General features: G+C 66.3%; 17 protein-coding genes. 11 read left to right on the top strand and 6 right to left on the bottom strand.

Annotated features, from left to right (window positions below):
- Nucleotides 1-60 precede the first annotated feature (60 nt).
- The 3 genes from G4Z14_RS02970 to G4Z14_RS02960 all read left to right on the top strand — a co-directional run bounded on the left by G4Z14_RS02970 (nt 61) and on the right by G4Z14_RS02960 (nt 1,317).
- The gene (locus tag G4Z14_RS02970; RefSeq protein WP_164623248.1) at nt 61-492 is read left to right on the top strand and encodes a hypothetical protein; all 432 of its coding nucleotides are present in this window, start codon (nt 61-63) and stop codon (nt 490-492) included.
- Nucleotides 485-853 carry a cell division protein ZapA gene (locus tag G4Z14_RS02965; RefSeq protein WP_164623247.1) on the top strand — a complete coding sequence of 123 codons (369 nt, stop codon included), beginning with the start codon at nt 485-487 and terminating at the stop codon, nt 851-853. Before G4Z14_RS02970 ends, G4Z14_RS02965 begins: the two co-directional genes overlap by 8 nt.
- Before the next feature lie 98 nt (nt 854-951).
- Nucleotides 952-1,317 (top strand): MliC family protein, encoded by a 366-nt coding sequence (locus tag G4Z14_RS02960; RefSeq protein ID WP_164623246.1) that lies wholly within the window; start codon nt 952-954, stop codon nt 1,315-1,317.
- A gap of 114 nt (nt 1,318-1,431) precedes the next feature.
- Here the strand turns inward: G4Z14_RS02960 and grxD are convergent, their stop codons facing one another.
- The 6 genes from grxD to G4Z14_RS02930 form a co-directional block, all read right to left on the bottom strand.
- Nucleotides 1,432-1,794, bottom strand: coding sequence for a Grx4 family monothiol glutaredoxin (gene grxD / locus G4Z14_RS02955; protein ID WP_164623245.1), 363 nt, complete (start codon nt 1,792-1,794; stop codon nt 1,432-1,434).
- 107 nt (nt 1,795-1,901) lie between these two features.
- Entirely contained in the window at nt 1,902-2,144 is a 243-nt protein-coding gene (locus G4Z14_RS02950; RefSeq protein ID WP_164623244.1) for a BolA/IbaG family iron-sulfur metabolism protein, read from the bottom strand.
- A 69-nt stretch (nt 2,145-2,213) separates the two neighbouring features.
- Nucleotides 2,214-2,717, bottom strand: a complete 504-nt coding sequence (locus G4Z14_RS02945; RefSeq protein WP_164623243.1) for a GNAT family N-acetyltransferase — start codon at nt 2,715-2,717, stop codon at nt 2,214-2,216.
- Complete coding sequence (locus G4Z14_RS02940; protein ID WP_164623242.1) at nt 2,714-3,166, bottom strand: GNAT family N-acetyltransferase; 453 nt, start codon at nt 3,164-3,166, stop codon at nt 2,714-2,716. The genes G4Z14_RS02945 and G4Z14_RS02940 overlap by 4 nt, the downstream gene beginning before the upstream one ends.
- On the bottom strand, nt 3,166-5,325 hold the full coding sequence (gene purL / locus G4Z14_RS02935; protein WP_164623241.1) for a phosphoribosylformylglycinamidine synthase subunit PurL: 2,160 nt from the start codon (nt 5,323-5,325) through the stop codon (nt 3,166-3,168). Before purL ends, G4Z14_RS02940 begins: the two co-directional genes overlap by 1 nt.
- A 487-nt stretch (nt 5,326-5,812) precedes the next feature.
- A complete protein-coding gene (locus tag G4Z14_RS02930; RefSeq protein ID WP_164623240.1) occupies nt 5,813-6,706 on the bottom strand; it encodes a LysR family transcriptional regulator in 894 nt (297 codons plus the stop codon).
- A 186-nt stretch (nt 6,707-6,892) separates the two neighbouring features.
- Between G4Z14_RS02930 and murI the strand changes: the two genes are divergently transcribed.
- From murI to G4Z14_RS02890, 8 genes are all read left to right on the top strand, one after another.
- Entirely contained in the window at nt 6,893-7,705 is an 813-nt protein-coding gene (murI, locus tag G4Z14_RS02925; RefSeq protein ID WP_164623239.1) for a glutamate racemase, read from the top strand.
- Nucleotides 7,698-8,546, top strand: a complete 849-nt coding sequence (locus G4Z14_RS02920; protein ID WP_164623238.1) for a PhzF family phenazine biosynthesis protein — start codon at nt 7,698-7,700, stop codon at nt 8,544-8,546. The genes murI and G4Z14_RS02920 overlap by 8 nt, the downstream gene beginning before the upstream one ends.
- A gap of 19 nt (nt 8,547-8,565) precedes the next feature.
- Complete coding sequence (locus G4Z14_RS02915) at nt 8,566-9,318, top strand: DUF1684 domain-containing protein (protein WP_164623237.1); 753 nt, start codon at nt 8,566-8,568, stop codon at nt 9,316-9,318.
- Nucleotides 9,319-9,524: 206 nt separating this feature from the next.
- Nucleotides 9,525-11,675 (top strand): calcium-binding protein, encoded by a 2,151-nt coding sequence (locus G4Z14_RS02910; protein ID WP_164623236.1) that lies wholly within the window; start codon nt 9,525-9,527, stop codon nt 11,673-11,675.
- Between the two features lie 72 nt (nt 11,676-11,747).
- Nucleotides 11,748-12,776, top strand: a complete 1,029-nt coding sequence (gene argC / locus G4Z14_RS02905; RefSeq protein WP_164623235.1) for an N-acetyl-gamma-glutamyl-phosphate reductase — start codon at nt 11,748-11,750, stop codon at nt 12,774-12,776.
- A 115-nt stretch (nt 12,777-12,891) separates the two neighbouring features.
- On the top strand, nt 12,892-13,338 hold the full coding sequence (ccmE, locus tag G4Z14_RS02900) for a cytochrome c maturation protein CcmE (protein ID WP_164623510.1): 447 nt from the start codon (nt 12,892-12,894) through the stop codon (nt 13,336-13,338).
- 164 nt (nt 13,339-13,502) lie between these two features.
- Nucleotides 13,503-14,114 carry a holin-associated N-acetylmuramidase gene (locus G4Z14_RS02895; protein ID WP_164623234.1) on the top strand — a complete coding sequence of 204 codons (612 nt, stop codon included), beginning with the start codon at nt 13,503-13,505 and terminating at the stop codon, nt 14,112-14,114.
- Nucleotides 14,105-14,590: a holin family protein gene (locus G4Z14_RS02890; protein WP_164623233.1), complete on the top strand. Its 486-nt coding sequence runs from the start codon at nt 14,105-14,107 to the stop codon at nt 14,588-14,590. The genes G4Z14_RS02895 and G4Z14_RS02890 overlap by 10 nt, the downstream gene beginning before the upstream one ends.
- The last annotated feature ends 13 nt before the right edge of the window (nt 14,591-14,603 follow it).

Here is a 14,603-nt window from a genome sequence, read left to right as displayed (position 1 = left end):
CGGGAAATGGGCCTTGGGCGCTGCCTTGGGCCGGGAAAGACCAGAAAGGGCGCAAGACCCATGCAGGACATCGTCGAGTTGGAGCGGCGGATCACCGCCGCGATGGAGCGGATCGGCAGCGGGCTTGACCGGTTTGCCGGCCGCGCCTCCGACAGCGCGGGGGCAGATGAACTCGCCCGGCTGACCGAGGCTCTGGACGAGGAGCGCATGGCCAATGCCCAGCTGAACGAGCGGGTCAGGGTCCTGCGCGAGCGTGAGATTGCCGGGCAGGGCAGCGCCGAGGCCGTCGAGGAGTTGCAGGCCCAGCTGGCTGCCCAGATCGACGAGATCGCCACCCTGCGCCGGGTTCTGGCCGAGGCGGGCAAGGAAATCGCCGCGCTGCGCGCCGCCCGCAGCGCCGAGGCCGCCGAGCTGGCCGAGGTCGTCGCCGCGCTGGAGCCGCTTGTGACGGAAGCAACGACCGAAGCTACGACGGGGGCCACGCATGCCTGAGCTGGACATCATCATCGGCGGCCGGGCCTTTCAGGTTTCCTGCCAGCCGGGCGAGGAACACTTCCTGCGCGCCGCCGCCGCCATGCTCGACAGCGAGGCGCAGCCGCTGGTTGCCGCCATGGGCCGCCTGCCCGAAGCGCGGCTTCTGTTGATGTCGGGCCTGATGCTGGCCGACAAGGCGGCGGCGATCGAGGACGAGAACCGCCAGCTGAAGCTGAAGCTGGCCGAGATCGAGGGCCGCCCGACGCCCGAGCGCGAGAAGATGGAAGTGCCGGTGATCCCGCCGCAGGTGGTGGAGACGCTGGCCGAGCTTGCCGCGCGGGCCGAGGCGCTGGCCGACCGGGTGGAAGAAGGCGCCTGACGGCAGGGGCGGGGAAATCCGCACCGTTCTTCCCCTTTCCATTCCCCGGGTTCTGGGCCATCAGGGGCGGAATTTCCCGCCCTTGTCACAGGCCCATGATGCTGAAACTGCTTGCCCTTTCCCTTGGCCTTCTGCCTTCCGCGACCCTTGCCCAAAGCCTGTGGCAAGCGCAGGGCGCGCGGGTGGAAACCGTGGCCTATACCTGCTCCACGGCGATGGACGATCTGTCGGTGGCCTATTTCACCGCCCCGGACGCCACCAGCTTTGCCGCCGTGCAGATTGCCGGCGTGGTGCATGCCATGGTGCAGGAGGTCAGCGGCTCCGGGGTGCGCTTTGTCGATACCGACGCGCAAAGCGGCTATCGGCTGCACAGCAAGGGCGATCAGGTGCTTTTGTTGAAGCAGGAACCCGGTGGTGCGACCGAAGAACAGCTTTTGGCCGAATGCAGGGCGCGGAAGGACTGAACGCAAAAGGGGGCCAAAGCGGCCCCCCCGTTCACATCCCATTCTCGTCGGGCACTTCGTGCGCTCCTCGTGGGATTGCCCGACGAGGCGACGAAGTCCCCGAGGAGAGGCGGATCAGCCGTTGTTGGCTTCGCGGATGCGGTCGGCCGCCTCTTTCGAATAGGAAATGCCGTTCTGGTCGAACAGGGCGTCCAACTCGGCCGAAAGCGCCATTTCGGTCACGATGTCGCAACCGCCGACGAACTCGCCCTTCACATAAAGCTGCGGGATGGTCGGCCAGTCGGAGAAGTCCTTGATCCCCTGACGGATTTCCGGATCGGCCAGCACGTTCACATCGGCATAGTCCACGCCCATGTAGTTCAGCACGCCCGCAACGCGCGAGGAGAACCCGCATTGCGGCATCATCTTGGTGCCCTTCATGAAAAGCACCACGTCGTTTTTCGAGATCGTCTCGCGGATCTGGTCGGCTGCGGTCATTGTCGCGTTTCCTTGCGTCGGGCACCGGTGGGGTGGTGCGCTTTGGTCCTGTTTCTTTGCCCTTCGCGGGCAGGGGTGCCATTGACCAAAGTCAACGGCCGGTCTTGTCAATCCGGCGCCTTGGTGGTCAGCGCCAGAGCATGCAACTCGCCTTGCGCGCCGTCCATCTTGCCCTTCAGGCTGGCATAGACCGCGCGCTGCTGCTGCACCCGGTTCAGGCCGCGAAACGACTCGTCGATCACCTCGGCGGCCCAGTGGTTCTTGTCGCCCACAGTGTCCATCACGGTGATCTTCGCCTTCGGGAAGGAGGCGCGGATCAGGGCTTCGATGTCTTCGGCTTCCATGGCCATGAGGGGGCTCCTTTGGGTATTGCCCAAGATGTAAGGCCGGGGGCGGGCAGGGGCAAGGGGCTGTCGGCCTCAGGCCGTGGCGCGGGGGGCGTCGCGGCGCTGCCATTCCCCGCGCTGCATGCCGAACAGCAGCAGGTCCACCGGGCGGCCAAGCGCCGGGCGCCACCAATGGGCGCGCAGCGTGCCTTCCAGCCGGTAGCCCGCCTTTTCGTAAACCCGCGCGGCGCGGGGGTTTTCGCCGCTGGCATCCAGCCAGACGCGGGCGGCGTTCAACCCGGAAAAGGCGTAGTCGGTCAGGGCGGTGATGAAGGCCATGCCGCGCCCGCCCCCGGTCTGGGACAGCGCGAGACGGCGCAACTCGACCCGCCCGGCCGGGTGGCCGATCTCGCAGTAGAGCGCGAAACCGGCGGGTCCTGCCGCGTCCTCCCAGATGTAGAGCCGGGAGGCCGGATCGGTGAGATAGGCCGCCAGCGCGGTGTCGTCCTCATCGGTGATGAAGGGGGCGTTGGCCGGGTCTTGCGCCAGCGCGCGGATGAAGGCGAAATCGGCGGGCGTGGCGGGGCGCAGGCTCATGATGTCCATTCCTTGGCCAGAAGGCCGTACAGATAGCAGTCGGTCCAATCCCCGCCGGCGCGCTGCCAGCATTCGCGGATATGGCCTTCGCGCTGGAAGCCCAGCTTGTGATACAGCCCGATGGCGCGGGCGTTGTCGGTGGTGACGTCAAAGCCGATGCGGTGGCCGTCCAGCGGGCCGAACACTTCCGCCAGCAGGGCGCGCAGAAACAGCGTGCCCTGACCGGGCGGGCAGGCGATGGCCGACAGGCCAAAGACGCGCGGCACCCAGGTCATCAGCACGGCAAAGCCGGCGGGCGTGCCGGGGGCCTGCCAAAGATAGGTCAGGCCCGCGGCGAGGGAGGCTTCGATCTCGCCCGCATCGGGCGGCTCGATCCAGGCGGCATTGTCCGGCGCGCGCCAGAGGGCGTCGATCAGCGGCAGGTCCGAAAGCCGGGCCTGCCGCAGCATCAGGCGACGGCGGCGGCAAAGGCCGACCGGTAGAGCGCCGACAGGTCCGCCAGCGCCGCGCTGTCACCGCCAAGGCTCACCGTCTTGCCGCCGAACTGGCCGACCAGCGCCAGCGGCACGCCGGCGGCTTTCGCAGCGGCGGTCAGTGCAGCAAGGCCGGACTGGGGCAGGGCGACAAGGTAGCGCGCCTGATCCTCGCCAAACAGGAATCCGATTTCGGCGGCGTCAATCTTCACCCCCAGCCCCGCGCCTTCGGCCATTTCAAAGGCCGCCAGCGCCAGCCCGCCATCGCCAAGGTCGGTGCAGGCGGCAAAGGCCTTGCGGTTGGCGCGGATGAAATCGCCAGCCAGCTTTTCCGCCGCCAGATCGACATGCGGCGCGTCGCCGGCTTCGATCCCGAAGGCCTCGGCCAGAAGGGCGGATTGGCCAAGGTGGCCCTTGGTCGCGCCGATGATGACCGCCAGATCGCCCTCGGCCGGGCGGCCGGCGATCAGATCGTCAAGGCTGGCAAGAATACCCACCGCACCAATGGTCGGGGTCGGCAGGATGCCCGAGCCGTCGGTTTCGTTGTAAAGCGAGACGTTGCCCGAGACGATCGGCATGTCCAGGGCCGCGACCGCCGCGCCAATGCCTTTGATCGCGCCGACGAACTGGCCCATGATCTCGGGCTTTTCGGGATTGCCGAAGTTCAGGTTGTCGGTGGTGGCAAGGGGCGTTGCGCCGACAGCGGTCAGGTTGCGATAGGCTTCCGCCACCGCCTGCTTGCCGCCCTCAAAGGGGTTGGCCTTTACATAGCGCGGCGTCACGTCGCTGGTGAAGGCCAGCGCCTTGCCGGTGCCATGCACCCGCACCACGCCGGCACCCAGCCCCGGCGCGACGAGGGTATCGGCGCCGACCTGGCTGTCATATTGCTCATAGACCCAGGCCTTCTGGGCATAATTCGGCGAGGCCAGCAACGCGCGCAACCCGGAAATCGGTGCGATTTCCGGCACCACGCCCAAGGGCGCCGCCGCAGGGGTTTCGATCCAGGGCCGGTCATATTCCGGCGCGCTGGACGAGAGTTTCGACAGCGGCAGGTCGGCTTTCACCTCATTGCCATGCAGGATCAGGAAGCGGTCCTCGGGGATGGTCTCGCCAACGATGGCGAAATCGAGATCCCATTTGACGAAGATCGCGCGGGCCACATCCTCAAGCTCGGGCTTGAGGACCATCAGCATCCGCTCCTGGCTTTCCGACAGCATCATCTCATAGGCGGTCATATGGGCTTCGCGCTGCGGCACGTCATCGAGTTGCAGCTTGATGCCGAGGCCGCCCTTGTCGCCCATCTCGACGGCCGAGCAGGTCAGACCCGCCGCGCCCATGTCCTGAATGGAGATCACGGCTCCGCTCGCCATCAGCTCAAGGCAGGCCTCCAAGAGGCGCTTTTCGGTGAAGGGGTCGCCGACCTGCACGGTGGGGCGCTTTTCCTCGATGGTGTCGTCAAACTCGGCCGAGGCCATGGTGGCGCCGCCGACGCCATCGCGGCCGGTCTTGGCGCCAAGGTAGACCACGGGCATGCCGACGCCCGAGGCGACCGAGTAGAAGATCTTGTCGGCATCGGCCAAACCGGCGGCAAAGGCGTTCACCAAGCAGTTGCCGTTATAGGATTTGTGGAAGCGCACTTCGCCGCCCACCGTCGGCACGCCGAAGGCGTTGCCATAGCCGCCGATGCCCTCGACCACGCCCTTGACCAGATGCGAGGTTTTCGGATGCGCCGGCACGCCGAAGGAAAGCGAGTTCATCGCCGCAATCGGCCGCGCGCCCATGGTGAAAACATCGCGCAGGATGCCGCCGACGCCGGTCGCGGCGCCCTGATGCGGCTCGATGTAGGAGGGGTGGTTGTGGCTTTCCATCTTGAAGATGACCGCCTGCCCATCACCAATATCCACCACCCCGGCGTTCTCGCCCGGCCCGCAGATCACCTGCGGCCCGGTGGTCGGCAGGGTGCGCAGCCATTTCTTCGACGACTTGTAGGAGCAATGCTCGTTCCACATCGCCGAGAAGATGCCCAGCTCGGTGAACGAAGGCATCCGGCCGAGAATACCCAGAAGCCGCTCCCATTCGTCCGGCTTGATGCCGTGCTTGGCGACGATTTCCGGGGTGATTTCGGGTTCCGACATGGCAGTCTCCCATCAGGCGCGGCGGTTTGCCAGCCCTTTAGGGCAAGGGGCGGGAAAGGGAAAGCGCTGGCGGGGGCAGGGGGGCGAAATATTTTCGTCCCGCGGCCCGGCCAGCGCGCGACGCGTGACCAAATTCGCGCCACTGCGAAAACGCCTGCCCACAAGCTGCCGGTTTTCTGGCCCTTGGCCCGGCCGATCTGCCCAAGGCCTGACCAACTCCGGAACGCCGCCAGAGCAAACGCCAAAAAAAAGGCCGAGCTTTACGCTCGGCCAAGTCCAACAGGGAGGTTGAACCAGCAAGAGCGAACTCGATTGCTGCTTCGAGGACGTATCTATGCGCACAAAATGGGCATCTCAAGACTTATCATGCTGCAATCGCAGCATTGCCGCTATGCGCTGGGTGCATGGCAAGCATGGCGCAGGGGCAGGGTTTGCGGCTTTTTCGGGCCAAGCTTCTGAAACGGCACGAAAAACAGGCAAGCCAGAGTCATGTTTGATGCCGCTTGCGATAGTTGAAGATCTCTTCGGTCACGAACTCGCGGAAGGCCGCGACGCGCTTGGAGTGCCGCAACTCTTCGGGATAGGCGAGAAACACCGGCACTTCGCTGCTTTCGGTCTCGGGCAGTACCCGCACCAGATGCGGGAAGTCTTCGGTGATGTAGTCGGGCAAGACCCCGATGCCAAGGTGGTTCAGCACGCCTTGCAGCACGCCGAAATAGTTGTTCACCGTCAGGGTTGACGGGATGTCATGGCTCATCAGTTCGGCCACCAGCATGGCGCCGGCGGCCACCTGTGCGGTGCCGGCGTGCTGGCAGATCAGCCGGTGATGGGCGAAATCCTCCATTGTCGTCGGCGTGCCATGTTCGGCCAGATATTCCGGTGTCGCGTAAAGCCGCATCTTGATGTTCATCAGCCGCTTGCGGATCAGGTCGGCCTGCGAGGGTTCCTTCATGCGGATCGCCACGTCGGCCTCGCGCATCGGCAGATCCAGCACCCGCTCCTCGAGCATCAGGTCGATCTTCAGGCTGGGATATTGCTTGAACAGCGTCGGCAGGCGCGGGGCCAGCCAGAGCGTGCCAAAGCCGGTCGTCGTCGTTACCCGCAACTCGCCGAAAACCTCATCTTCCGAATCGCGGATGCGCGCGGCGGTTGCATCAAGCCGCTTGACCATGGCCTGCGTGGCATCAAACAGAAGCTCACCCTGTTCGGTCAGGATCAGCCCGCGGGCATGGCGGTGAAACAGCGTGACATTCAGGCTTTCCTCCAGCGCGCGGATCTGGCGGCTGACAGCGGACTGGCTGAGGTGCAGCACGTCGCCCGCATGGGTGAGGCTGCCCTTTTCGGCCACCGAATGAAAGATCCGCAGCTTGTCCCAGTCCATTACCCGCCTCCGATGCGCGCGCGACCCTAGCACGCGAACCGCCTATGTAGTCAGAAAAAATGGCGTGTAAACGACAGGCCTGACGAAAAGCACCGGCTTTGCCGCAGGAGCATGCAAGCGGCTTTTCCCCGCGGTGCATTCTGCCTAAGATGCGGGCGAGGCAAGAACCACATAACGGGGGCGGGCATGGCGGTCGGGATTTTTGACAGCGGTTTGGGTGGGTTGACGGTGCTGGACGCCGTGGCAAAACGGCTGCCCGAGGTGCCGTTCGTCTATCTTGGCGACAACGCCCATGCACCTTACGGCGTGCGCACGCATGACGACATCTTCAACCTGACCTGTGCCGCGGTCGAGCGGCTTTGGGCCGAGGGCTGCGATCTGGTGATCCTCGCCTGCAACACCGCCAGCGCCGCCGCCTTGAAGCGGATGCAGGAAAGCTGGGTTCCGCCGAACAAGCGGGTGCTGGGGGTGTTCGTGCCGCTGATCGAGGCCTTGACCGAGCGGCATTGGGGCGACAACTCGCCGCCGCGCGAAGTGGCGGTCAAGCATGTGGCGCTGTTTGCGACGCCGGCCACAGTGGCCAGCCGCGCCTTTCAGCGCGAACTGGCCTTCCGCGCCATCGGGGTGGATGTCGAGGCGCAACCCTGCGCCGGCGTGGTCGATGCCATCGAACAGGGCGACGAGATGCTGGCCGAGGCACTGGTGCGGTCCCATGTCGAAAGCCTGAAGCGGCGGATGCCGCATCCGCAGGCCGCGATCTTGGGCTGCACGCATTACCCGCTGATGCAAAAAGCGTTTCAGGACGCGCTCGGGGCGGAGGTCAAGGTTTACAGCCAGGCCAATCTGGTGGCCGAAAGCCTTGCCGACTATCTGATCCGCCGGCCCGAGATGTTGGGGCCGGGCGCGCAGTCAAAGTTCCTGACCACGGGCGATCCGTCCTACGTTTCGTCCAAGGCGACGCAATTCCTGCGCCGCCGGGTGGTGTTCGAAAGTGCGTGAGGCGACCTACCTCGTCTATGACGTCTTCACCGATACCCGCTTTGGCGGCAATCAGCTGGCAGTTTTCCCCGATGCCGCGGGCCTGCCCGAGGACCGCCTGCAGGGCATCGCGCGCGAGTTCAACTTCTCGGAAGTGACCTTCGTCTACCCGCCTGCCGATCCCGCCCATACCGCCCGCGTCCGCATCTTCACGCCGACCAGCGAAGTGCCCTTTGCCGGGCATCCGACCATCGGCACGGCGATTGCGCTGCATGATCTGGGGCGCGGCGCACAGATGGTGCTGGAGCTGGGTGTCGGGCCGATTGGCTGCACGGTCGGGCCGCAGGGCGCGGCCTTTGCCACGCCGGTTCCGCTGCAGATCTTCGGCGAACCGCCGGCCGCGCTGGTGGCCGAGGCGCTTGGCCTGCCGCAAGCGGCGATCCGCAGCGACCGGCATGGGCCGGTGCAGGCCTCGCTGGGGCTGGCCTTCGTGCTGGTGGAACTCGACAGCCGCGCGCATCTGGCGCAGGCCCGGCCGCAGACCGAAGCCTTCCGCAAGGGCGCGGCGCTTTACCCTGCCGGTCTGGATTTCGCGATCTTCTGCTATGTCCGCGACGGCGCGCAGGTCGAGGCCCGCATGTTCGCACCGCTGGACAATGTGCCGGAAGACCCGGCCACGGGATCGGCCTCGGCCACTTTGGCGGCCTATCTCGCCCGCCTGCCGGGCGGTCCGCAGGCGCTGTCCATCTCGCAAGGCGTCGACATGGGGCGGCCCTCGCGGATTTCGGTTTCCGTCGGTCCCGCGGGGGTGACGGTCGCGGGGCAGGCGGTCCGCACCATGGCGGGGACATTATTTCTTTAAAGTCATTCAAGGGGCGGCAATGGACGATCTGGAGACGTGGAAGGCCAAGCGGCGGGCGGCGCTGGTGGCAGAGGACGGCTGGCTTAACCTGACCGACCGGGTGGATATCCCCGCTGGTCCGCAACGGGTGGGCAAGGCGGCGGACAACGATCTGCAACTGTCGGTTGGCCCCGACCATCTGGGCCTTCTGACCCTGACACCCGACGGCGCGCGGTTCCAGACACCCGGCGGCCCGGATCAGCCCTTCCTGTCCACCCCGGGCAACTTTCCCAAGCTGCGGGTTGCGCCGCTTCTGCTGGAACTGCACACCGTCGACGGCATTTCCGCGCTGCGCGTCCGCGACCTGACCGCGCCGCGCCATGTCGAGCTGCGCTATTTCCCCGAGAACCCGGCCTTCGTGATCCGCGCCCGCTGGGAGCGTCTGGCGACCCCCGAGGCCACCACCATCGGCCAGCGCGGCGGCGGCGACACCGAAGTGTCGCTGACCCATGTGGCGCGCTTTGGCTTTGCCGGCCACGAGATCGCCCTTGTGCCGACGCACTGGAAGGCAAGCCAGCCGATGTTCGTGATCCGCGATGCCACCTCGGGGCGCGAGACCTATGGAGCCGCCCGCTTCCTGATGGGCGAGGACATGACCGACACCGAGATCACGCTGGATTTCAACCGCGCCTTCACGCCGCCCTGCGGCTTTACCCCCTTTGCCATCTGCCCGCTGCCGCCACGGCAAAATATCCTGCCGTTTCAGGTTCTTGCGGGAGAACTTTCTCCCTAGCCCCGGCAGGTTGGCGCCAACAGGACCGCAGGCCTTCAGGGCATCTTCCCTGCCAAGGGCACGGTCTTGCCGAATTTCGGACATCTTGGCGGGAGAAGGAGGATTCAGCTTTCGGCAGAGTCACGCTGGTGACGGCCAAACCTTGAATTGATCCCGTGTCAGGACCCCGCCCCGTGTCGCTTGCGAACCCGACCTCTGCTGTTGCCATGATCAATCTGGTGATGACCGGGGCCGACGGGGTGGGCGGGGTCTGGCAGGACCCGGTGCAACTGATCCCGATGGGCATGTATGACGATCCGGTGGGTTTCGTCACCCGGATCCGCGACGCGCTGCCCCTGGTCAACACCCTGCGGGTGCTGTTCAACGAACACAGCTTCAATGCCGACGGCTCGCTGCACCCGCAGATGGAGGCCTTCCTTGTCGCCGCCGCGGCGCAGGGGTTCGACCTGACGATCTGCTATGGCGAGGGCGATGCCCAGAACATCGGCATCGGCTCGGGGCGCTGGCCAGCGCTGACCAATGCCGAGGCTTTCGCCGCGCTGCAGGAAAACCTTGCCGATGTCAGCGGCGCCTGGGAGGCCATGCTGGGCTGGATGGCGGCGCATCCCGAGGTGGCACAGGGTGTCTGGGGCTGGGAGCTGATGAACGAAAGCGCCGCCTATCGCAACACGGTGCGCGCCAACGGCGACGGCGACGGGCTGACCACGCGTGATTTCGTGCAGCTTTACGCCGATCACGCGCTGCAACTGGCGCAATTGATCGACGCCCGCGCCCAGGGCCGCATCCTTGTCGGCGGCTGGGGCTACAACGGCGACTTCCTGACGCTGGAACAGACCCAGATCCAGGGCGCCAGCGCGCTGGACTATCTGCGCGCCGGCGTCGGGGCCGATCTGGTCTGGTCGGCACATCTTTACCCGGGCTGGATGGGCACCGACCTTGCCAGCACTCCCGCCGACCTGATCGCCCGGCTGGAGGCGGTCTATGCCCCGGTCGCCGGGGATGCGGTGATGATTACCGAGATCAACGCCGACGGTCAGGTCGATGATCCGGCGGCGGGTGCTGGCTATGACGATTTCTTTGCCGCCTCCTACGAATGGTTCGCCGATCGCGGCATCGGTTTTGGCTGGTATCCCGGGCTGCAGACCGGGGCCTCGCATCTGCTCTATCTCGAAGGCAATGGCGCCGAGACCTATCGCCACCAGCATTCGCTGGCCCATGCGCTGAACGCCTTTTCGCTGGGGCGCGCCTCTCTGGAGGCGGATCTGGCGGAAAGCCTTGGGGTCAGCCAGATCACCGTCCGCCTGCGCAACGAAAGCTATGAGATCGCCGCGGGCGAGGGCGATTTCGACGCCGTGACCAAGGCCGGCTTTGCCTTTGGCTTCGGTGCCGATGACACGCTGCACGGCAGCGACCAGAGCAACGATTTCCTCTACGGCGGCCGCGCCGATGACCGGCTTGACGGGCTTGCCGCCGATGACTTCCTGTTCGGGCAGCAGAACAATGACCGGCTGACCGGCGGGGCCGGGGCGGACAACCTGTTCGGCGGCTGGGGGATGGACACGCTCGACGGCGGCGAGGGGCGGGATTATCTCGCGGGCGGGCAGGGCAATGATACCTACCTTGTCAGCGATGCACTGGATGCGATTGCCGAACACACGGGTTTCGGCAGCGATCTGGTGCAGACCACGCTGGCCGCCTACGGGCTCGGCGCCAATCTGGAACATCTGTCCTGCGTCGGATCGGCAGACTTTGCCGGCACCGGCAACGCGCTGGCCAATTGGCTGACAGGGGGGGCCGGGGCGGATACGCTCGCCGGTCTGGACGGGCGCGACACGCTGGAAGGCGGCAGCGGCGGCGATGTTCTGCTTGGCGGGGCCGGGGTCGACCTTGCCTCCTACGCGCGGGCGGCGGGCGGCGTGCAGGTCGATCTGTCCAGGGTTCTTGCGATCCTGACTGCGGGCGAGGCGATGGGTGACAGCTTTGTGTCGGTCGAGAACCTGACCGGCTCGGCCTTTGGCGACAGGCTCACCGGCGGGGCAGGTGCGAACACGATCCGCGGGCTGGCCGGTCAGGACCGGCTGGCGGGCCGTGCCGGCGCGGATCTGCTGTTCGGCGGGGCGGGGGCCGATCGCTTCCTCTTCGCCCCGGGCGATGCCAGCGACCGGATCGGCGACTTTCAGGACGATCTCGACCGGATCGTCCTGTCCGGCTTTGCCGGGCAGGCCACGGTTGCCGAGGCGCTGGCGCTGGCGCAGCAGGACGGCGCGCATGTCATCTTCGATTTCGGCGCCGGTGACCGGCTGACAGTCCTGAACTGCACGGTTGCGGCGCTGGCCGATGATGTCGTGATCCTGTGACGCGTTTCCCTCTTGCATGGCCCGGCCCTCTCCCGCAAAGAAGGGCCGGAAGATCCGGCAAAGGGGAAAAGCATGACCCATCGCATCGCAATTCTGGGCGCCTCGGGCTATACGGGGGCGGAGCTTGTCCGTCTGATCGCCACGCATCCCGACATGAAGATCGTGGCGCTTTCGGCAGACCGCAAGGCGGGCATGTCGATGGCCGAGGTCTTTCCCTTCCTGCGCCACCTTGACCTGCCGACCCTGGTGAAGATCGACGAGATCGACTTTTCCGGCGTCGATCTGTGCTTCTGCGCGCTGCCGCATGCCACGACACAAGAGGTGATCGCCCGGCTGCCGCGCGATCTGAAGATCGTCGACCTCTCCGCCGATTTCCGGCTGCGCGACCCGGTGGAATACGAGAAATGGTATGGCAACCCGCATGCCGCCACCGACCTGCAAGCCGAGGCGGTCTACGGGCTGACCGAGTTCTACCGCGACGCCATCGCCAAGGGCCGGCTGATTGCCGGCACCGGCTGCAATGCCGCGACCGGGCAATATGCGCTGCGCCCGCTGATCGCCGCCGGGGTGATCGACCTTGACGAAATCCTGATCGACCTGAAGGCCGGGGTCTCGGGCGCGGGCCGGTCCTTGAAGGAAAACCTGCTGCATGCCGAGCTGTCGGGCGGCACGCACACCTATTCGGCGGGCGGCAAGCATCGGCATCTGGGCGAGTTCGACCAGGAGTTTTCGGCCATCGCCGGTCGGCCGGTCAAGGTGCAGTTCACCCCGCATCTCTTGCCGATGAACCGGGGGATCCTCGCCACCGTCTATGTCCGGGGCGACGCGAAGACCATCCATCAAACCCTTGCGAAGGCCTATGAAACCGAGCCCTTCCTGCGCGTCCTGCCCTTTGGCGCGCTGCCCTCGACCCGTGACATCGCGGGGTCGAACTTCTGCCACCTCGGCGTGATCGGCGACCGCATCGCGGGCCGGGCCATCGTCGTAGCCGTGCTCGACAACCTGACCAAGGGCTCCTCGGGGCAGGCGATCCAGAACGCCAACCTCATGCTCGGCATCAAAGAGACCACGGGGCTGATGCTCGCCCCCGTCTTCCCGTGACGCCCCGCCGCAGTTGACCGAGGTCAAGGCAAGCCCCATCTGGATGGGGCATGCCCTGCGCAGGACCGAAGGAGCACAGACGATGGACGCCACCGCAAAACCCGGATTCCGCGGCATGAAGGGCCTGAAGAAACAGCGCCGGATTCAGGTGATCCTGCTGGCGTTCCTCGCCATCGCCGTGGCGACCGCGCTTGTCGGCTATGCGATGAAGGACGGCATCAACTTCTTCCGCTCGCCGACGCAGGTGCTGGAACAGCCCCCCGCACCCGGCGAGATCTTCCGCATCGGCGGTCTGGTGGAGGACGGCAGCCTCACACGCGGGCAGGGCGAGACCGTGACCTTCCGCGTCACCGACACCAATGCCAGCGTCGCCGTCACCTTCACCGGCATCCTGCCCGACCTCTTCGAGGAAGGTCAGGGCATGGTCGGCACCGGCCAGATGCAGGGCGACACCTTTGTTGCCAGCGAAATCCTTGCCAAGCATGACGAGACCTACATGCCCAAGGAAGTGATCGACAGCCTCAAGGAACAGGGCGTCTATCAGGAACCTGCCAAGGACTGAGCCTTTCAGACTGGTTCAAATATCCCCGCCGGAGGCTCCCCCGGCCGGCCGCGGACGCTCCGCGGGGGATATTTGGGCCAGCATGAAAGACCGTGCGCTGCGGTGGACCGGTCTTAACCCTTGCCCGCAATTCTTGGCCTTCCAAAGGGGCAAGGGGGATTGCGATGAAGACGGTCAGGGATTTGGCGCGGGAGATTGTCGCCCGCGAGGGCGGGTTTGTGCAGGACCCGGATGATCCGGGCGGGACTACGAACCACGGGGTCACGCTGGCGGCACTGCGGCGGCTGGGGCTGGACATCTCGGGTGACGGGACGATCGACGGCAGCGATGTGCGGCGGCTGAGTGCGGCGCAGGCGGTGGAGATCTACATCGAGCATTACTTTCGCCGGCCGGGGCTCGGGGCGCTGCCCGAGGTGGTGCAGCCGGCGGTCTTTGACATGCAGGTCAATGCCGGGGCCAGTGCGGTGAAGATCCTGCAACGGCTTTGCAGCGAGATGGGGTTTGCTTGCGTCGATGACGGCGCGGTCGGCCCGGCGACGATCCGTGCGGCGCAACTGGCCTATGAGGCGGCGCCGGCGCATCTGGCCGATGCCTATGGCATCGCCCGGCGGAATTTCTACTACGCGCTGGCAGATGCGCGGCCCGCCAGCCGCAAATATGCCTGCCGGCGGGATGGCGGCAAGGGCGGCTGGATCACGCGGGCCGAGGAGTTCATCGCGCCGCACTATCACCTGACGGATGCCCAGCATCGGGCGCGGGTGGCGGCATGGGGCTGATGGGCAAACTGATCGGCGGGGCGGGCGGCCTTGCGGCCGTCGGCACTGCGGCGCGCGATGTGGCCGAGGTGTTCACCCCCTCCGCCACGCGCCGGATGGAGCTGTCGGCCGAGGCGCAGATGGCGGCGCTGAACCAGCTGGGCGAGGAATACCAGATGGCGGCGCCTGGCGGGTTCGACCGTTTCGTCAATGGTCTCAACCGCCTGCCGCGGCCGTTGCTGGCCTTTGGCACCATCGGGCTTTTCGTCTACGCCATGCAGGACCCGACGGGCTTTGCCGCCCGCATGGTGGGGCTGAACGCGGTGCCCGAGCCGCTCTGGTGGCTGCTGGGGGCGGTGGTGGCGTTTTACTTCGGCGCGCGCGAGACTTGGTATTTCCGCAACCGCGCCCCGGTGGTGGCCGAGGCCAGCGGCCCGGCCAGCCCGCCGCCTGCAGACAACGCTGCGCTGCGCGACTGGCGCGGGGCCGATCACTGAGCGCTGACTGTCT

It is taken from the genome of Tabrizicola oligotrophica, from assembly GCF_011008935.1.
GTDB lineage: Bacteria > Pseudomonadota > Alphaproteobacteria > Rhodobacterales > Rhodobacteraceae > Tabrizicola_A > Tabrizicola_A oligotrophica.
Note: the sequence above shows the minus strand (reverse complement) of the source record. Positions and strands in the feature narration are given on the sequence as shown.